At 69.0% G+C, this 19,883-nt stretch carries 10 protein-coding genes, 1 tRNA gene and 1 CRISPR repeat array; of the genes, 5 read left to right on the forward strand and 6 right to left on the reverse strand.

The window, feature by feature from the left end; translation table 11 throughout:
• Positions 1–124: 124 nt before the first annotated feature.
• Positions 125–334 (forward strand): hypothetical protein, encoded by a 210-nt coding sequence (locus ACWDXC_RS27925; RefSeq protein ID WP_449986620.1) that lies wholly within the window; start codon positions 125–127, stop codon positions 332–334.
• Between the two features lie 1,136 nt (positions 335–1,470).
• A CRISPR array of direct repeats spans positions 1,471–4,729; the repeat unit is 28 nt; unit sequence GGACCATCCCCGCACGCGCGGGGCCGAC.
• Between the two features lie 1,381 nt (positions 4,730–6,110).
• On the opposite strand, the gene ACWDXC_RS27930 is transcribed toward ACWDXC_RS27925, so the two are convergent.
• Entirely contained in the window at positions 6,111–7,466 is a 1,356-nt protein-coding gene (locus tag ACWDXC_RS27930) for a leucine-rich repeat domain-containing protein (RefSeq protein WP_449986622.1), read from the reverse strand.
• A gap of 324 nt (positions 7,467–7,790) precedes the next feature.
• On the opposite strand from ACWDXC_RS27930, the gene ACWDXC_RS27935 reads away from it, so the two are divergent.
• The gene (locus tag ACWDXC_RS27935; RefSeq protein WP_449986624.1) at positions 7,791–8,306 is read left to right on the forward strand and encodes a hypothetical protein; all 516 of its coding nucleotides are present in this window, start codon (positions 7,791–7,793) and stop codon (positions 8,304–8,306) included.
• A 138-nt stretch (positions 8,307–8,444) separates the two neighbouring features.
• Here the strand turns inward: ACWDXC_RS27935 and ACWDXC_RS27940 are convergent, their stop codons facing one another.
• From ACWDXC_RS27940 to ACWDXC_RS27955, 4 genes are all read right to left on the reverse strand, one after another.
• Positions 8,445–11,735: an AAA domain-containing protein gene (locus ACWDXC_RS27940; RefSeq protein WP_449986626.1), complete on the reverse strand. Its 3,291-nt coding sequence runs from the start codon at positions 11,733–11,735 to the stop codon at positions 8,445–8,447.
• A gap of 159 nt (positions 11,736–11,894) precedes the next feature.
• Positions 11,895–12,311 carry a PIN-like domain-containing protein gene (locus ACWDXC_RS27945; protein WP_449986628.1) on the reverse strand — a complete coding sequence of 139 codons (417 nt, stop codon included), beginning with the start codon at positions 12,309–12,311 and terminating at the stop codon, positions 11,895–11,897.
• Entirely contained in the window at positions 12,286–13,023 is a 738-nt protein-coding gene (locus ACWDXC_RS27950; RefSeq protein ID WP_449986629.1) for a DUF433 domain-containing protein, read from the reverse strand. Before ACWDXC_RS27950 ends, ACWDXC_RS27945 begins: the two co-directional genes overlap by 26 nt.
• Positions 13,024–13,465: 442 nt before the next feature.
• A tRNA-Leu gene (locus ACWDXC_RS27955) sits at positions 13,466–13,551 on the reverse strand.
• Positions 13,552–13,873: 322 nt separating this feature from the next.
• Here ACWDXC_RS27955 and ACWDXC_RS27960 point away from each other — a divergent pair.
• Together ACWDXC_RS27960 and ACWDXC_RS27965 are read left to right on the forward strand one after the other, a co-directional pair.
• Entirely contained in the window at positions 13,874–14,467 is a 594-nt protein-coding gene (locus tag ACWDXC_RS27960; protein WP_308126180.1) for a hypothetical protein, read from the forward strand.
• Positions 14,468–14,701: 234 nt separating this feature from the next.
• Entirely contained in the window at positions 14,702–16,705 is a 2,004-nt protein-coding gene (locus ACWDXC_RS27965) for a chaplin family protein (RefSeq protein WP_449986630.1), read from the forward strand.
• 92 nt (positions 16,706–16,797) lie between these two features.
• On the opposite strand, the gene ACWDXC_RS27970 is transcribed toward ACWDXC_RS27965, so the two are convergent.
• Entirely contained in the window at positions 16,798–16,983 is a 186-nt protein-coding gene (locus tag ACWDXC_RS27970) for a DUF5703 family protein (protein WP_219517556.1), read from the reverse strand.
• A gap of 192 nt (positions 16,984–17,175) precedes the next feature.
• Between ACWDXC_RS27970 and topA the strand changes: the two genes are divergently transcribed.
• A complete protein-coding gene (gene topA / locus ACWDXC_RS27975) occupies positions 17,176–19,878 on the forward strand; it encodes a type I DNA topoisomerase (RefSeq protein ID WP_364171124.1) in 2,703 nt (900 codons plus the stop codon).
• The last annotated feature ends 5 nt before the right edge of the window (positions 19,879–19,883 follow it).

Genomic DNA, 19,883 nt, shown 5'->3' on the forward strand with positions numbered 1-19,883 from the left:
CGAGAAAGGCATCCGCTGGGGCGGCCGACCACTCACACCGGCAGCCTGAACCCCGCGCCCAACCCGGTGATCGTTTCCGGTCACAGCACTAGCGCTGGTCGCGGCGGTTGTCTCCTTCAGGCATATGCATGAGCTCTGCCTGCGCCACGGTGAGGACCGTTTCGCGGCGGTACTCATTCCGCTAGCGGTCGACGGGCTGTCGTCGTCGCCTCGATGTCCATACTGCTGGCCAACCGATGTGGTTCCCGCGGTGGTGCCCTGGCCTGGACCCTGCTCGTGGTCGGCAGCGTGGCCAGCTTCGGCGCCAACGTCGCCGTCGCGGAGCCGAGTGTGATCGGCAGAGTCATCGCAGCCTGGCCGAGCGCCGCCCTCATCGGTAGCTACGAGTTGCTGATGTCCCAGATCCGCTGGGCAGCTGGCGAGCTGGCGCACGCCCAAGAGGCACTTGCTCGCGGTGCTGCCCCTGCCACTGGTGCAGATGCTGATCCCGTAGAGCAGCAGGAAGACCATGGAGAAGGCGCCAGGGTCCCGGTTGAGTGCCCCGGAACCGGCCGGGCTCTCCAGCGGATGGCTTGGCGGTGGGCACTGCAGAACCGTCGGGCGGATGGGAATCTGCCCAGCGGTGTGGCCATTGCTCGCGCCTTCGCTCGAAGCCCGCGTTGGGGACGGCTGGTCAAGAACGCCGGGCTCACCGGGGAGTTGGTTGACGCCGAGAGGTGACAGCCGCAGGACCGGCCTCTCAACGTCAGCGACCCGCGTCCTCGTACAGCGATCACCTCCGCCAGGCACAGACGCCAACGCCCTACGGCACCCGGCTCGGATGTGCCGCAGGGATCCATACCCGCAGCCAGTCGGCCGCAGCCATCGACGACAACTGAACCGCAAATTGATCCGACCGCAACAGGGCCACCCCAGCAACGCCGGGGTGGCCCTGTTCGTTCATGGAGAACCTGAATGATGACGAAGACACCGGCACGCGTGCTTTTCAGGGCTTTGTGCCTGATCGGCGCACTCGCCTGCACAGCCGCGTGCATGTCCACACCGCAGGGACCAGTCACCGCCAAGCGGATGCAGCCCAAGATCTTCACCAAAGGGTGGGACTGTGACCGCGAACCAATCGCCGGCCAGCGTCCGGACGAATGCGTGTGGAAAACGCACTATGTGCCCCGACGGTGTTGGCTGACAGTCAACAAGATCCACGAGGCGGAGGTCAGACACCGGCAGTACCGGCGCTGTCAGGTGAACGACCAGTATCCAGACTGCGCCCGAAACTGATTCAGCCACAAAGATTCGTATCCGCAGGCACGAGGCCGACTCCGCCACAGCGCTCCAGACGGCGCGGATGCCGAGCCCCTGCAGGGTGCGGGGCGGACTTCAAATCTACGAGCCGAGGAAATACGCAGCGGGACCATCCTTATGCAGGGGCGGGCCAACGAGGTGAAGCCGGGCACACACTGCCGCCGGAGTGGGGGACCACTCCCGCAGGCACGGGGCCGACCGACCCGGTGCTTCACCCACCGGCGGCATCAGGGACCATCCCCGCACGCGCGGGGCCGCCATCTCGTGCGCCAGCGCGCCGTACTCGGTGGCCGGACCATCCCCGCAAGCGCGGGGCCGACGGCTTCGACAGAGCGAAGACCAGCGCGGGCCGGGGACCATCCCCGCAGGCGCGGGGCCGACGAGCCGGTCAGGGGCCGGGCCGGTTCTGGGGCGGACCATCCCCGCAGGCGCGGGGCCGACCGCTACAACCAGGCCCAGCGCCCGCCGGACGACGGACCATCCCCGCAGGCGCAGGGCCGACGCCCTGGTGGCGCTGAAGTCCACGTACGCGGCCGGACCATCCCCGCAGGCGCGGGGCCGACTGAGCATCCCCATTTGGCGGGATACTGCCACTCGGACCATTCCCGCAGGCGCGGGGCCGACCGGCCGTCCGGGAGGTCAAGGAGGAAACGGGCCGGACCATTCCCGCAGGCGCGGGGCCGACTGCGCCGCCTGGATACGAACCGGGCGGCCCTCGGGACCATCCCCGCAGGCGCGGGGCCGACCGGTCATTGAGCACCAGGTGCCCCGCCAGCGTCGGACCATCCCCGGAGGCGCGGGGCCGACGACGGGTCATGGATGCAGACCGGCGTCCTGACCGGACCATCCCCGCAGGCGCGGGGCCGACGCCATCCGCGACGCCGCCGTCTGCACCATCGGCGGACCATCCCCGCAGGCGCGGGGCCGACCCTGCCCCGATCTGCTCCCGGTACGGCAGGCGCGGACCATCCCCGCAGGCGCGGGGCCGACTCCACGAACGGCGTGAACATCCTGCTCGGGCAGGGACCATCCCCGCAGGCGCGGGGCCGACTGGTATCCGTTCGATCCCGAGCGGGATACCGACGGGCCATCCCCGCAGGCGCGGGGCCGACGAGGCATACAACGCCGTCCAGCACGCCCAGGAGGGGCCATCCCCGCAGGCGCGGGGCCGACGAGGCATACAACGCCGTCCAGCACGCCCAGGAGGGGCCATCCCCGCAGGCGCGGGGCCGACAACGTGACCCCCAAGGTCGCGACCGTGATCGAGGGGCCATCCCCGCAGGCGCGGGGCCGACGCCTACGCCGCCAGAAGCCAGGACCGGGCCGCAGGACCACCCCCGCAGGCGCGGGGCCGACACCCTCCATCACCGCGTCAGGCACCGACTCGCCGGACCACCCCCGCAGGCGCGGGGCCGACCGCGGGATGCAGGCGTCGATCGCGTCCGAAATCGGACCACCCCCGCAGGCGCGGGGCCGACTACAAGGCGTCCGCCCCCGACTTGCCGAGCTGCGGACCACCCCCGCAGGCGCGGGGCCGACTTGCCGACCTCGGCCATCACCGTCGACGGAGACGGACCACCCCCGCAGGCGCGGGGCCGACCGCCCAGCGTGCGGCCGGAGGGTCCCTACCGGCGGACCACCCCCGCAGGCGCGGGGCCGACTTCTCCATCTTCGGCCGCATCCTGGTCTGGCTGGGACCACCCCAGCAGGCGCGGGGCCGACGCGAGATGATCCCGCCGGGTCCGGTGTCCTCCTGGACCACCCCCGCACGCGCGGGGCCGACTCACCTCGGGGCCTCGCATGACTCGCTACGGGCGGACCATCCCCGCACGCGCGGGGCCGACAGCAGGCCGCCCCGGTTGGTGACCGCGACGGTGGGACCATCCCCGCACGCGCGGGGCCGACCGATCGGAAGAGGGCAGATCGATGCCTAGCCTCGGACCATCCCCGCACGCGCGGGGCCGACGCGCACGTGGAGCCCGGCCCATAACCAGCGGCGGGACCATCCCCGCACGCGCGGGGCCGACCGATCGGAAGAGGGCAGATCGATGCCTAGCCTCGGACCATCCCCGCACGCGCGGGGCCGACGGTGCGCGCGAGGTGGGCAAGGTCGCAGTCGAGGGACCATCCCCGCACGCGCGGGGCCGACCGGTCCGTGACCGTGCCGTAGTCCGGCGTCCGGGGACCATCCCCGCACGCGCGGGGCCGACGGCGCCATCACCGGCGCCGGTGCGTCGCTGACGGGACCATCCCCGCACGCGCGGGGCCGACCCCTACGTGGACGTGCAAGGAAGTCACCCCCTCGGACCATCCCCGCACGCGCGGGGCCGACCGGTCCGTGACCGTGCCGTAGTCCGGCGTCCGGGGACCATCCCCGCACGCGCGGGGCCGACGGCGCCATCACCGGCGCCGGTGCGTCGCTGACGGGACCATCCCCGCACGCGCGGGGCCGACCCCTACGTGGACGTGCAAGGAAGTCACCCCCTCGGACCATCCCCGCACGCGCGGGGCCGACTTCCATTGCCGCCGATTTCAGATCGGCGGCGGCGGACCATCCCTGCACGCGCGGGGCCGACCGAGCTCGTCCGCTTCTACGTCGACGACCAGTAGGACCATCCCCGCACGCGCGGGGCCGACGCGACGAGCGAGAGCCGCCACCATGCCACCTGCGGACCATCCCCGCACGCGCGGGGCCGACTGGATCGAGGCGGGACCGAACGTGAACGTGATGGGACCATCCCCGCACGCGCGGGGCCGACGGGTCAGAGATGCCCGGCAGGTTGAGATCGAAGGGACCATCCCCGCACGCGCGGGGCCGACAACACCCTCTACAGCGTCAACGGCGCCGGGATCGGACCATCCCCGCACGCGCGGGGCCGACGGCCCCGCGATCTTGTCGCCGTCGTCCGGCTGAGGACCATCCCCGCACGCGCGGGGCCGACGGGGTGTGCGGCGAGGTGGGCGCGGAGGGCTGCGGACCATCCCCGCACGCGCGGGGCCGACGGCAAGTGCGACTGCAAGTGGCAGGCACGCTGGGGACCATCCCCGCACGCGCGGGGCCGACGTCTCCACCGTGGGCCAGAAACACACACCCGGCGGACCATCCCCGCACGCGCGGGGCCGACTCTGGGGTCTCCTTCCTCGAGCATCGGGGGAACGGACCATCCCCGCACGCGCGGGGCCGACCCCCGGATCCGGGCCCGCTCCGGCCGGGTCAGGGGACCATCCCCGCACGCGCGGGGCCGACACGCCGCACCCCGCGCAGTTGGCGATCGTGGCGGGACCATCCCCGCACGCGCGGGGCCGACCCCGCGAGCGTGGTCACCACCTGGGCGAGCTGGGGACCATCCCCGCACGCGCGGGGCCGACGCGAGGGCGCCAGCACGCTCGGCGGCGAGGATCGGACCATCCCCGCACGCGCGGGGCCGACACTTGTTCACCTGGGGCTTTAGGAGCTCAGGCGGTGGTTTTCCTTCGGTAGCTGAGCTGCATGTCGCATTGCTGCGTTCCTCGATCTCCGGAGAAGAGGTATCTCTGTTGACGCCTGTAGCAGACGGACGATACCGCAGTTACCTGGCCGCGTGATTTGCCGGCGACGGGAGCTGGAGGGCCACGTCCCCGTGGAGGGGTGCGATGCAGGCCGCTTGGGGTGCCCCGAACCGAGGAACTGCCCCATCTCCCACAGGCAAGCTGGCTGGCGGCTGTAGTCCTGCAAGCCGTCTGCTGCGGACGGCTCGCAGGCGCCGGTCGCGCGCTGGTAGCGCAGCCATCGCAAAGTAGGCCACTCCGGAGCCGAAGCGCGCGCTTCGGGGGCACGAGCCCCATCGAATCGCGGTGTAGTGCGCAGCCAAGCTGCCTTGCAGGGAGATTTCTGCTATCCATGCGCTTGCGGCTGGAATGACGCCAGCTGCGTTCTCCCATTGGCTTGATCTATTTGTGCAGGTCGCCTGCACGATCCAGGGAAGATGCTCACCTCTTCTCTGTGCTATCAGAGCTTGTGCTGTGTCGAGATCTCCCGCCGTTCGGGTGACCGATCGTAGGCCGATGAATAGTCGGGTAAGAGTGGCTAAGGGGGCAAGGCTTTCCGGCCCAGGTCCATACATGGTTGCCCTAGCCGGTCGGCGGCACGACTGGTGTGCGTGACGCCGCCTGATCATAGAGGGGGGGTGCCTCTTCCTGCGAGAACGCTGTTAGCAATAAATGCACTCCCGTTCTAATTCTGTTCTGATATTAAACTTGCTTGCTGCTGCTCGCTTTTGATTTTCTGGAGTGCCTAATTTTACGATCAGTGCGTGGGATTTCTTGTAAAGACATGCTGGATATAATTGCACGTCACGCCCGATCCGATGTTCAATCGAGGTGACAAAAGAAAGGCGCGATACAGAAGGTGTGTCGCGTGAGATCGGATCGGAGAAAGAGCGTGTCGAACGGAATTCCAGGCAAGTGCGTGCCAGCCAGCGTCCCGGGGGAGAAGCTCACGCGAGAGGACATGGCGCACGTGACGCCCGACGACTGGACAGAGATCCGGAAGCTGGCGCGCGGGCTACTGCCGCACGGTCGACGCCACGCGGTTACGGAAGCGCATGGACGGCAGCGCGACCATCGTCAAGCAAGGCCACCCCCCTACGGCACGGATGACGTGTCGGACGACGTCACGCAGGACGCCGTCCTCCTCTTCTTACTGAGGCCAAGTGGGCGTCGCCGAGGGCTTCAGGCTCTGGTGGCATGAGCGGGCGGCCCAGCACGTCGGACAGCGTGCGCAGGGGATCCGAGGGACGGATACCAACCACGACATCGCCGATTGGGCTTCCTCAGCCGACGAGCAGGCCCCGGGCCTCCAGGGCGGCGATGACGGTGGACGTCAGCGCGGGGCATTGATCCACCCTGACCTCCTTGAGCGACGGCAGGTCGATGATCGTCCCCAAATCTGCCAGGGCGTCACAGCGGTAGAGGTCCAGGACGCGCAGGCCGGGCAGGTTTCCGGGGTCGCCGAGGGTCCGCAGATGATCGTCGAAGGCTACGTGGAGTTCCTCGAGTTGCCACAGCCCTGCGAACGGGGTCAGATCGGTGAGCTGGTCGAGACCCTGCAGGGTGAGCCTGCGCAGGGCGGGCATGCGGGTCAGGGCGGAGAAGTCGCGCAGGTCATGGGCGTAGGTCAGGCTGATCTCGGCGAGCGAGGGATGGTCTTCCAGCCCGTCCAGCGAGGTCAGTTTCTGCCACTTGTCGATGTTGAGCTCGGTGAGGGCGGGCAGGCGGGACAGAGGGCGCAGGTCCGGGATGCGGGCGTTCGGCAGGCCGAGTTTGGTCAGGTGGGGGTGATGGCCGAGGCCGTCGAGGCTGGTGAGGTTCGTGCAGCCGCTGAGCCACAGCCGGCGCAGCTGGGGCATGGCGTCGATGCCGTCGAGGCTGGTCAGGCGGGCGCAGTGCATGGTGAGTTCGGTGACGGAGCTCAAGTCGCGCAGCCCGGCGATGGATCGGATCTTGGTGCCGGAGAGGTCTAGAGTGGTCAGGCGACGCAGTCCCGACAAGGGTAGGACGTCCTCGATCGCCCGGCAGTGGTCGAGGTCGAGGTGTTCCAGGTGGGGGAAGGCGTCGCCGATCCCTTCGACGCTGGTCACGCCGCTGCTGCGCAGGTCGAGATGGCGCAGGGTCCGCAGGGCGAGCAGCGGGGTGATGTCGGTGAGCGCCCGGCTGCTGCGGAGGATGAGTGTTTTCAGTACGGGGAGACCCGACAGCGGGGTGAGGTCGGCGACGGCCGCGCAGCCGTCCAGCTCCAGTCGGAACAGCCCGGTCAGCGCGGCGAGGTCGGACAGGTCCGTCAGGTGCTTGCAGTGGTCCAGGCGCAGTGTTCGCAGCATGGTCAGGTGCCGCACTCCGGTGATCGTCTCGCGGCGGCGCAGCTCCAGCGTGGTGCGGCCCTCGCGGGTGAACGCGGGCCGCAGCAGCAGTTCGGCGAAACGGTCCGGGTCGGGCGCCTCTGGCCAGAGCTTGAGCAGCCTGTCGGTGGACGGCTCAGCGATCTCCGCGAACTCAGCGGCCAGCGTGAGGGCGTCTTCGCGGCCGTCGAGGACGAGCTCGCGGACCGTTTTCCAGGCGTCCGCGGGAGAAACCGAGTCCAGCTTGGCCCGGTAGCCCGGCAAGTCCGGTCGTGCTGGGGAGAAGGTCATGCCTTGGCAGCGTAGGGTGGCGTACCGACAGAAGCGATCATGCTCCGGCCGGATGAATCGACTTATCAGAAAGTTCTCTGCGGTGGGACCGACGGCTGGAGCGGTCTGCGAGGCACCGCTGCACGACACGATTGCCTACCGGGAGAGCCGGTGCCGGGAGCAAACTCTGGTCTCCTGTAGGGCCAAGCTGGAGTTCGCGTGGCAGCCGGGCGATCTTCCCTGGTTAGGAATCCGCGCGCGCATCACCTGAGAGATCTATAGCGTTCACTGCCTGGGCACAGCTTGCCCGAGGTCCCAAGGGCGGGGCGGCAGAGGGAAGGCCACATGAACGCTGAGACGGCGGATCTGCTCTTCGACGTGGTGGCGCGTCTGGAGAAGAGCATCGTGGCCCGGGAATGCCCCGCCATCATCGCGCTCCAGGGCGAACGGCAACTGCTTCTGAGCGATTACGACTACCTGCGCGACACGGCGGCAGCGGCAGCGTTCGAGACCAGGGCCGCAGAGAAGGCACAGGAGGTCGGGGCCGGCCGCTGGGTGCTCGCCGTTCCACAGGTGTGGATTTTCAAGCCGCCGAGCACGATCGCGCTGCGGGCCGTCTCCAACCACCCGCTCAGGGAGGGAGAGCAGGAAGCGATCACCTGGATGAGCTTCGACCGTGAGCAGGGGTCGACTACGGCCGGGTCGCCTACGCGCGCCGCCCCAGCGGGGAGCCGGTCTTCGAGGAGCCGGAGATCTTCGATGTCGGGATCCGTCCGAGAGAGACGATGCCCGGCTACGTCATGCTCCAGCGCTGCCTGGAACACGAGTGAGGGGCCGGTCCACGAGGAACCGACCCTCTGACCAACTCGAACTCTCTGACAAAGAAAGGCTCAGATCGGTCACCACGAAGCCTACGGGCTGTAGTGGGGCTGCTGCCAGCAGTTCGCCGTGACACGCCTGCGATGTCGAATCACATACCGTGATCAGTCAAGGTCACGGTCAGGGTCTGCGGGACGGCCGCCTGCGAGTGCCGAAGGCGACGGGTTCGCGCCAGGCATTCCGGCCGGAGTTTCCCTTACAGGTCTCGTTGTAGCAGCGCCAGTACCAGTCGCCGTTCTTTCCTCGTCGGAGGTCAATCTCACTGCCGCCGCACCTGCCGCACGGTGGTGGGGAGGCGAAGTCGGTGGCGTGCTCATGCTCGAGCAGCTTCCTGGCGAAGTGGGCCCCGTGTACGGTCAGCATGATCTCACGGGTTCTGCTTTGCGACAGGATGTTCTGGCTGCCGAGCATGACGGTGCGCTCGTCGATGACCGCGATCTTCTGGTGCATGTGGTTCACGGCCACGACGGTGTGCACCACAGCTCGTACCTGGTCGATAAGGTCTTGATACTTGTGCTGTGTCTTGTCGGAGGGGTCGCGGAGGAAGACGGTGATCTGAATGCCGCGTGCGGCCGCCTTCGCGAGGTTGGGCAGCAGCTCCAGCACACGCGGGGCGACCCAGGGCGTCCAGAGCCACAGAGAGTGCTTGGCGCTGCGGACGGCGGCGTCGAATGCGGCGTAGAAGTCCCGCTCGTCATGGACGTCGCTGACGGCAACGTGGCGGGCGAGCACCTCTTTGAGCTGGTGGCCGAAGACACCAAGGTAAGGCTCGGCCGCTGCGGTGTTGGGCGGCGTGATCAGCGCGGTGGCCCGGACCCGGCGTACCTGCCGGTTTTGGAGGAGGGCGTGGATATGCGAGAGCGCGGTACCGGGACGCACCGCGGAGACTCGTTCGCCGCTGGCGATGACGTAGAGGCGACTGCGTACGCGGGTGACCGCGACGTTGCACAACCGCAGCCCCGTGCGTTGCCAGTGCGTGGCGTTCGGAGCCCGGGTGGCATGACCCATCCAAAGCGGCCTGCCGTACTGCCCTTCTACCGTGTCGAAGACCACGACTGGAAACTCCCGCCCCTGGAATCGGTGTGCGGTACCCACATCCGCCAGCGGTGATCCCTCGCCCTCGATGTCGCGCAGCGCCTCCAGCGTGGCCTCCGCCTGATCCCGGTACGGAGTGACGATCCCGGTGTCCTCGCCGCCTGCGGCGTGCAGCTCGGCCAGCGCGCGTGACAACAGGACGCCAGCAGGCCACCAGCCCTTGGACGAGCCGGTGAGATGCGGTTGGGCGAGTTCGTGCAGCCCATCAGTGTCGATGAGCACGATCTCCGGGTCTTCGGGGTCGTGCGGCCGAACCAGAGGGCCGGCGAGCAGGGTGCCGTCGTAGGCAAGAGCGTTCGCCAGTTCCATCACGACGGGGCCGAAGCGGTTCTGATGCACCAGGCTGATGCAGCTCGGGTGGCGATGCGCGGCGGCCGGGTCGTCGATTCCGCAGTGCTCGAAGACGTCCGGGAGCAGCCATCGCTGGACGTCGGCGCGCTCGCTCTCACGCAGCTGCGCCGGAATGACCGCCCCCAGCTGCATGAAGTCGCCGAACAGCACGGCAGCCGTCTGCGCGCGGGCGACAGCCAGCAGCACCTCGGGCAGAGTGGCGGCACCGACCTCGTCGATTAGAACTACGTCGTAGGAGCCCGCGAAAATCCGTTTGTTGGTACGGAAGCGAGCGAGCGTCGTCGCGACCAGCCGAGCTCCGTCGATGATCTCACCCTGAGCATCCCGTTCGAGTCGCTCGTACTCCTCCTCAACCTCCCGGTAGTGCTTCTCCAGCGTCTTGGCGTCGGCGGTGTCCCTGCTGGCGTGCGGGCGCACCCGGTCGGCCTCGGCCTGCAACTGGGGATACTTGTGGCGCTCGGCCTCAGCGACCCGATCCTCCGCCTGCCGCACCCGTTCTGCGAGGTCTATGGCACGACGCAGGGCTTCGGCCTCCGCTCGATGCTCATCTGTCAGGTGGCGCAGGTTCTGGGACGCCGTGGCCAAGCGGCTCGCCATCGCCCGGATGTCGTCACGGCTGTGCGAGACGCCGTTCACTAGATCTCTGGCCTGCCGGGCCAGGTCGGCGCGGCGCCGGTCGGCCACCTTCCTTCCGGACGCCGCGCGCGCGGCCAGGTCGAGTTCCCGTTCCACGGCGGTGTCACGGGCCTGTCGCGCGGCTTCCAGGGAGCGCTTGGCGCGCAACCTGGCGAACTTGCTGCGCCCCTCCAGTTCGTTCACCTGACGTTGCGCCTGGGCAGTCTGCTGCTCCGCCTTCAAGGCCGCCGCCTCGGCCTCGGTCGCAGCCTGATCGACGCGGGTGGCCTCTGCACCCAACTCGTCCACTCGGGCCCACAGATGGCGGTCGTGCTCTATGGCGGCGTGCGCTGTGCGTGCCTCGATCAGCTCTCGCTCGGCCGCGGCGATGGCGGTGGCGAGTGAGTCGATCCTTGTCTGATGGCGGGCCACGGCCGCCTCGGACCTCTGCGGTTGGTGCTGGGGCGCTCGCAGGAAGATCTCGTCTCGGCGGTAATCGGCGGCGTTGAACCCCGCCAGTGCAGCGTCCAACTCGCCGAGCCGCCGCAGCCGCGCCTTCACGGCCACTAACCGCTCCGACAGGTCGCGCCGCTTGGCATCGGTGACTTTGAGTCGTGCGCGTACCAGCAAGGGCAGAGAGACGTCGGCGTTCTCGGTGATCTCGCGCAGCTGCGGCGGACCGACCCGAACGATGGCTCCTGTCGGATGGCGATGCTCCTTGAGGACACTTAACAGTGCGTTGTCCACGGCGATGTTGGTGGCCGAGACGAGCAAGACGCGCTTGCCTGCGGTGATCAGGTCGCCGATCGCCTTTGTCAGTACCAGGGTCTTACCTGTGCCCGGTGGGCCCCAGACCAGCCAAACTCCGGTGCCGAGGCACGCTTGGTAGGCCTCCTCCTGCTGCGGGAACAGTCCTGCCGGCGGTCGGACTCGCGACCACTGTCCCCCAGGCTTCTTGAGGGCCAGAAGGTCGCCGAGCGGCGCGCTGCCGAGCGAGGCAATGCCGTCCTTGAGCGCTTCTACCAGGAAGGTGGGAGGTTGTTGCAGTGACCACAGATGGGGGTCGGCAGGGTCGGCGAACTCGGCCACTCGTACGGTGAGTGTGGCTTCGCTCTGTGAGACGTCCATCACTGCGAAGCCCTCGTCGATGCTGCCCTGCTCCGCACCCGCCAACCTCAGACCCTCAAGCCGATCAGGGCTCAGCTCGGCGCCCCGGACGTCCACGACGTACGATCCCTCACCGGTACGAATCGCGCGGCCGAGCCGCCGCCAGCGCGCTTTGCCGCCTGCACCACCCTCTACCGCGATCCACTCGCCCAGTGCGGTGATGATCTCCTCGCGCCAGCCCACGCCCCACTCCGCCCGCCGCTGACCCCGTGACGTCCCCACGATAAACAACTTCTCGTATCGGTTCCGGAGGTTCGCCGCTACGGTCAGATCCGGCGAAGCCATGGACGCCCTGCCATCCTGGTTGCGATGAACCACAGGGCCCGGAAGCGAGTGCGGGTATCAGTGATGTGGGGGATACAGACGCTCCAGCCGGTCGGTGTGGACGGCGTAGATGAAGGGGCCAGGACTGTTGGAGGCGGCGAACACGGCCTGCTGGTTGGTGATGAAGCGTTCGGCGTAGGCGGCGGAGGTGAGATCGCCGCGGGTGATGACAAAACAGCGGGCCTGATGCTCGATGACGGCAGCGATCTCGGCTTGCCGGTAGCGGATGCGTTTGTCCTTCATGAGGACGGCCCAGCCGAACTTGGCGCTGTCTTCGATCCAGCGGGTGTCTTCGACGGTCTCGTCTTGGGGGACGCCGTAGTGTTCGGCCAGGGTGATCAGGTTCCACCCGGCTTCGCGCAACAGTTTGGGGACGGCGACCCGGCCGAGACTGCGATCGACGAAGAACTTACGCGGCTGTTCGGGTGGCGACACGCAGGACATCCTCGATCTCGTCGCGGGTGAGCCCGTACTCCTCAGCTACGACATCGACGGGCTCTCCGGCCCGGAACAGGTCGATCGCGTCCTCGATCGTGGCGCCCCCGCGGGCGAATCGGGGCCGGCCGAAGGCGTGGCGGGCATCTATCGTGACCTCGGCGACGCGATATTGCGGAAGCGTGATCACTTCGGCGTATCCGTCGTGTGCGAAGTGCACGCGGCGCAGGTAGTTCTGCACGATCTCGGTGAAGACTCGTTGGTTGTTGCGGACGACGACCAGTTCACGGGCCGAGTCGTCGCCGACGTGCTCGGCGTAGTCGTAGAGGACTTCGGCGCCGTCGGTGAAGAGCCGGCGGCTGGCCAGGGCGTGTTCCAGCCCGAGTTCGCGCTGCAAGGCGTCGATTGCCGGCCGAATGCGCTGTAGGGGTACGCCGGCCTGCCGGAAGGCGGCCAGGGCATAGCCCTCGGCCAAGCCGATGAACGGCACGGATGCCTCGTTCGGCCGCTCTGCCCGGGTGGCGGTGATGACGGGGTTGGCGCGGATCGCACGGCCGTCGCGCTGACGGCGTTGATAGCCGAAGGCCCAACTGGTGAAGGTGGAGGCGGGGATCGCGAGGTAGCCGGCAGCTTCGGCGATGCCGTACAACGGCGTGGTGAACCGATCGATGGCCATGCTCACCTCCTGGATCACGTCGTTGAGCCTCTCCATGATGCCTCATCGTGTGGCGTCATAGGGGGGCGCATTCCTGCGTCGACTTGGTATGTCAGGCGATCCGGGCTGCTCGACCCACCCAGGACGGCAGTCGGCGCGTCTATCTGCTCGCGGGTCTACTGAAGCGTGGGTTCTGCGGGCGTCGCCTGGATTCGCATTGGGTGAACGGGCGTCCCGGACATAGGTGCCGCCACGGCTACACCAGCGCCAGACCTCGCGGGGCGTCCGGCCCGAAGTTCCTGTATGTACGTGAGGACCGGCTGCTGGCAGAGCTGTTGACACATGTCGGCGGCAGAGGGCGGGAAGGGCCGACGGAAATCGTCTCTGCATTACGAGCCAAAGGCCTGGTGATCGTCTGCCACGCGGCGACCCGTGTCGTGACTGAGCTCAACGCAGAAGAGCCCGCCCCTCGGGACGAGCTCTTCTTGGGGTAATCCTGTGTCCGAGGGGGGACTTGAACCCCCATGCCCCGCAAAGGGCACTAGCACCTCAAGCTAGCGCGTCTGCCTATTCCGCCACCCGGACTTGGTGCCTGCACGCGGGACCGTCATCTCGCGTCGGCTCCGTAAGGTTAGCAAACTCTGAGGGGTGCGTCATACCGGTTAACCACCCAGGCGTGGCGGCCCCCGTTTCTTGCCCTCCGCAAGCGCGTGTCGTGGGGCGGCGCGGCAGCTCCGGCCCGCTTTGCCCCGATACGGGAGCAGCGAGCTTGACCACTTACTGGGTCTCTTGTGAAAAGCGCTTGCGGCAACGTTGGGTGCTGCTACGGTTACGGACCGTTGAGGGGTGAGTCCGTGGACCGGCTCCGCCTGATGGTGGAGCCGGTCCTGGAAACCGAGGAGGACACGTGGCACGCACGGCGCGGCAGACGAGGGCGATGTCCCTCGATGCGTGGCGCGTGCCCGTGACTGTCTCAGCAGAGGATCCGATCACCCGCAGGGCTGACCGGATGGCGCGGTTCGCGGCCGGCGCCCGTCGGGTCGTCGTGCGAGCGGTCGCGGTCGGCAGTGTGCTGGCCGCTGGTTGGCTGCTCGCGCTTCTGTTCGGGATGCTCTTCTCCGCTCCGGCTGCCGCGGATTCCACCGCGGCGACAGGAGCCGGCACACCCCCGCACGCCACCGGGTCCATCACGGACGGTTTCCCCCCGGTAGGCACGGCTCCGGTGTTCGACAACGCCGGGGCGATGGCCGGGCTGAAGGTCGACGGGCTCACCAGCCAGTCGGATCCCGGCCTCCCGCCATCCTCCACCGCCGACAACATCCTGGACACCGATGGCTTGGTGCCCAACGGCAGTGGCAACGGCCCGTTCGGGTCCAACATGGGGGACGTCGCGCGGTCTGTCTTCGACCCGCGGCTCGAGGTCATGCACGTCGCTCTTCCGTACGTGCTGCCCCCTGTCGTCCGCACAGCGGCGGACGACCCTTCTTTCTCTCCTGACTGAGTCCCCGCGACAGAGTTCCGGCTTTCCGATGCCGGTGGCGGAGCGCGGCTTCGATCCCTCCGCTCATGGCGGTTCACGACTTTCCGCCAACGGGTGACACGTCAGTCCCTGGTTCGCGAATTCCCCGAGGTCTCCGCTGTGCGCGGCGCCCTGCGATTCCGCAGGCCCCGCACGGGCCACGGCTGGGTGCGAACTGTCAGGTAATCCCCCAAGAAATCAGTAGGAGTATCCATTATGCGTACGTGGGCGAAGGCTTCGGCCCCAGCGGCTCTGCTCGCGGTGGCGGTCATGTCGTTCGGCGGCGGCACCGCGCTCGCCGACACCGACGGTGACTCCTCCGTCGGCGGCGGCAACCAGGTCAACCTGCCCATCTCGCTGCCCATCGACATCAGCGGCAACGCGGTCGGGGTGGCCGGCGAGTCCAGCGCCAGCTCCAAGGGGGGCGCGTCGGTGGTCGACACCGGCCGGGGCGGCATCCCCAACGAGACGTCCGGCAGGTCCAGCGTCCTGGGCGGCAACCAGGTCAACGCGCCGATCAGCGCCCCGGTCAACGCCTGCGGCAACGCGGTCTCGCTGTTCGGCAACTCCGACGCCGGGTGCACCGGCGGCTCGACGGTCAAGACCTCCGGCAAGGGCGGCGCGGGCGGCAACCGCACCTCGGGCGACCACAGCCTGATCGGCGGCAACCAGATCACCGCGCCGATCACGGCCCCGATCAACGCCTGCGGCAACGCGCTGGCGATCTTCGGTGACGCCACGGCGGGCTGCAAGGGCGGCGCCTCGGTGCACAACACCGGCACCGGCGCCGGGGGCAACACCACGTCGGGCCGTTCGTCGGCGCTCGGCGGCAACCAGGTGATCGCGCCGATCAGCGGCCCGATCAACATCTGCGGCAACTCGGTGGCCGTGTTCGGCGAGGCGTTCGCGGGCTGCAAGGGCGGCTCGTCCGTCACCAACGGCGGCGGCCACGGGCGCCACTACCACAGCTCCCGCCACGTGGGCTCGACCGGCAACGACACCGACGGGCGCTACGGCGCCGGCAGCGGCAACCAGGTCATCGCCCCGGTCAGCCTGCCCATCACCGCCTGCGGCAACGCGGTCGGCAACGCGCCCGCCGGGTGCGAGGGCGGCTCGTCGGTGCACAACTCGGCGGCCGGCTCCGGGGCCGGTGGCAACCACACGTCGGGCCGGTCGGGCGTGCTCAGCGGCAACCAGGTGGTCGCTCCCATCACGGCTCCGGTCAACGTCTGCGGCAACGCGGTGGCGCTGTTCGGTGAGGCGTTCGCCGGGTGCAAGGGCGGCGTCTCGGTGAAGAACGGCGGCAAGGGCGCCGGCGGCAACGTCACGTCCGGGCGTTCCGGGGTCGGCTCGGGCAACCAGGTCGTGGCTCCCATCACCGCCCCGGTCAACGCGTGCGGCAACGCGGTCGCGGCGCTCGGCCTGTCGGAGGCCCACTGCAAGGGCGGCGCGTTCGTCTCGCCCCACAACGGCGTGGGCGCCGGTGGCAACACCACGTCCGGCCGGTCCGGCGTGCTGGCCGGCAACCAGGTGATCGCGCCGATCACCGCCCCGGTCAACGTCTGCGGCAACGCCGTGGCCGTCCTGGGTGACGCGGCCGCCGGGTGCCTGGGCGGGGCGCACGTCGGCACCCCGCCGCACCACGGCCACTACAAGAACCACAGCAGCAAGGCCCAGGCTGCCAAGGGCGGCGGCGTGCTGCCCGCGCTCCCGGCGGTGCCCGCGCTGAGCGGCCTCCAGGACGCCAGCGGTGTCGCCCAGCGGATGAGCGGCGGCTCCGGCCTGCCGCCGCTGCCGGTCGTCGGCGACGTCGCCGGCACGCTCGGCCTGCCCGCGGTCCCGGGCCTGCCCGGCGTGCCCGCCCAGCCCGCCACCCCGGCGGTCCAGGGCAAGAAGCCCGGCGTCCAGGGCAAGAAGCCGTCCGTCCAGGGCAAGCGGCCGGGCGTCCAGGGCAAGCAGCGGACCTCCGCCGCGACCGGCCCCGTGTCGGCGCTGGAGCCGGCCACCGCCCTCGTCTCCTCGACCCCGGTCGGCGGCGCCGTGAGCTCCGCGACCGGCAGCCTGCCCACGGGTGACCTGGGCCTGATGAGCGCCGCCCAGCCGACCGGCGTCACCGGGATGTCCACCGGCTCGCTGTTCGCGCTGGTGCTGGGCGCCATGTGCGCCGCCTCGGCCACCCTGTTCGCCACCACCCGCCGCTTCCGCCTCGGCCGGAAGTAGCAACACCTGTCCACTGCCCGCAGCCGGCGGGCAGTGGCCCATAGACGCTTTGCCCGTTCCGGGGGCGCGGCCCGGGGCGGGCAAAGCCTTTGTCATAGAGTGCTGCGCACGCGCACGATCTTTCGGCGCAGCCGTACACGGCGGCTCCCGTCGGGATGGAGCCGCACCCGGGCGAGCTCCCACTGGCCGTACTCAGCGTGCTCGGTCAGCAGCTGACGTGCGGCTTCGCGGGACAGATCGCGCGGAATGAAGATATCCATGTAGGAGTAGTCGAGCACAACGATTAGTCTCCAGGGTGAGTCAGGGCGCCATGCGTCTCGATGGGCCCTTATTCTGCGTGCTTGTGGGTGGACCCGGAAGCTAGTGGGTAGCCCCGGGGGAAGGAAAAATCCGCGAGTCGGGTTACCTTTCAGATCTGTGCCGGCTCCCGGCAGGGGGAATTGCAAGCGAACAGCGAGGTAGGAAGCAGCGTGCCAGCCAACAACGGCAGCGCCGGCGGAACACGCCTGGTGATCGTGGAGTCGCCCGCCAAGGCCAAGACGATCGAGCGGTACCTCGGCGCCGGCTACGTCGTCGAGTCCAGCATCGGCCATATCCGCGACCTGCCTGAGCGGGCCGACGACATCCCCGAGAAGTTCAAGGGGGAGACGTGGGCACGCCTTGGCGTCAACGTGGAGCACGACTTCGAGCCGCTGTACGTCGTCAACCCCGACAAGCGCTCGCAGGTGAGCAAGCTCAAGCAGCTGCTCAAGGACGCCGACGAGCTCTACCTGGCCACTGACGAGGACCGCGAGGGCGAGGCGATCGCCTGGCACCTGCGCGAGGTGCTCAAGCCGCGGGTGCCGGTGCACCGCATGGTGTTCCACGAGATCACCCCGCAGGCGATCCGCAACGCCGTGGCCAACCCGCGCGACCTCAACCTGCGCCTGGTCGACGCCCAGGAGACCCGCCGCATCCTCGACCGCCTCTACGGCTACGAGGTCAGCCCGGTCCTGTGGAAGAAGGTCAAGCCGAGGCTGTCGGCGGGCCGCGTCCAGTCGGTGGCGACGCGGCTGGTGGTCGAGCGCGAGCGCGAGCGCATGGCGTTCACGGCCGCCCACTACTGGGACCTCCAGGCGCTGTTCGACACCGGCAAGGCCGAGGAGCGGCCGCGCGACTTCACCGCCACGCTGACCGGCGTCGACGGCAAGCGGGTCGCCCAGGGCCGCGACTTCGCCAGCACCGGCCTGCTCAAGAACAACGACGTGCTCCACCTGACCGAGGCCGCCGCGGGCGAGCTGGCCGGCCGGCTCCAGGGCTCGTCCTACGCGGTCAAGTCCGTCGAGCGCAAGCCGTACACCCGCAAGCCGTACGCGCCGTTCCGGACGACCACGTTGCAGCAGGAGGCCAGCCGCAAGCTGGGCTTCTCCGCCAAGTACACGATGCAGGTGGCGCAGCGCCTCTACGAAGAGGGCTACATCACGTACATGCGTACCGACAGCATCACGCTGTCGGAGACGGCCGTCGCCGCCGCGCGCTCGCAGGCCATCAAGCTGTACGGCGAGGCGTACGTGCCGGACAAGCCGCGCGTTTACAGCGGCAAGGTGAAGAACGCGCAGGAGGCGCACGAGGCGATCAGGCCGTCGGGCGAGCAGTTCCGCACGCCCGGCGAGACGGGGCTGACGGGCGACAAGTTCCGGCTGTACGAGCTGATCTGGCAGCGCACGGTGTCGTCGCAGATGAAGGACGCCGTCGGTGAGTCGGTCACGGTCAAGGTGGGCGGCAGGTCGTCGGCGGGCGAGGACGTCGAGTTCACCGCCTCCGGCCGGACGATCACGTTCTACGGCTTCCTCAAGGCGTACGTGGAGGGTCACGACGACCCGTCGACCGACCGTGACGACTCCGAGAAGCGGCTGCCCAACCTGGCCGAGGGCGACGCGCTGAGCGCGACCCGGCTGGACGTGGCGGGTCACTCGACCAAGCCGCCTGCCCGCTACACCGAGGCGTCGCTGGTCAAGGAGCTGGAGGATCGCGAGATCGGCCGCCCGTCGACCTACGCGTCGATCATCGGCACGATCCTCGACCGCGGCTACGTGTTCAAGAAGGGCACCGCGCTGGTGCCCTCCTTCCTGGCGTTCGCCGTGGTCAACCTGCTGGAGCAGCATTTCGGCAACCTGGTCGACTACGACTTCACGGCCGACATGGAGAAGGTGCTCGACGACATCGCCAACGACCGGGCGGAGCGGGTGCCGGAGCTGCAGCGCTTCTACTTCGGCGGCGACGGTGACGAGGGCCTGAAGGAGATGGTCACCGACCTGGGCGACATCGACGCCAAGGAGATCAGCTCGTTCCCGATCAGGGGCACCGACATCGTCATCCGCGTCGGCCGTTACGGCCCGTACCTGGACCGCGACGGTGCCCGGGTCAACGTGCCCGAGGACATGACGCCCGACGAGCTGACAGCCGAGAAGGCCGAGGAGCTGTTCTCGCGCCCGACCGGCGACCGTGAGCTGGGCCGCGACCCGGTGAGCGGGCACATGATCGTCGCCAAGGACGGGCGGTTCGGCCCGTACGTGACCGAGATCCTGCCGGAGGAGGCGCCGCCTGCCGAGGGCGCCCCGAAGAAGCGGACGAAGAAGGCGGACGCCCCCAAGCCGCGCACCAGCTCGCTGTTCAAGACGATGTCGCTCGACACGATCACGCTGGACGACGCGCTGCGGCTGCTGACGATCCCGCGCGAGGTGGGCGAGCTCGACGGCGAGCCGGTGGTGGCGCACAACGGGAAGTTCGGCCCGTACCTGAAGAAGGGCACCGATTCGCGCTCGCTCGGGTCGGAGGAGGACCTGCTGACGGTCACGATCGAGCAGGCCAAGGAGCTGTTCGCACAGCCGAAGCAGCGGGGCAGGGGCCGGGCCGCGGCCGCAGCGCCGCTGCGCGAGCTGGGCGAGGACCCCAACTCCAAGAAGCCGGTCGTGGTCAAGGAGGGGCGTTTCGGGCCGTACGTGACCGACGGCGAGACCAACGCCTCGCTGCGCAAGGGCGACACGGTCGAGGAGATCACGATCGAGCGGGCGGCGGAGCTGCTGGCCGAGCGGCGTGAGCGGGCGCCCGCGCCGAAGAAGACGACGAAGAAGGCGCCGGCCAAGAAGGCTCCCGCCAAGACGGCCGCGAAGAAGCCCGCCGCCAAGTCCTGAGAGCC

The organism is Nonomuraea sp. NPDC003214 (assembly GCF_053590035.1).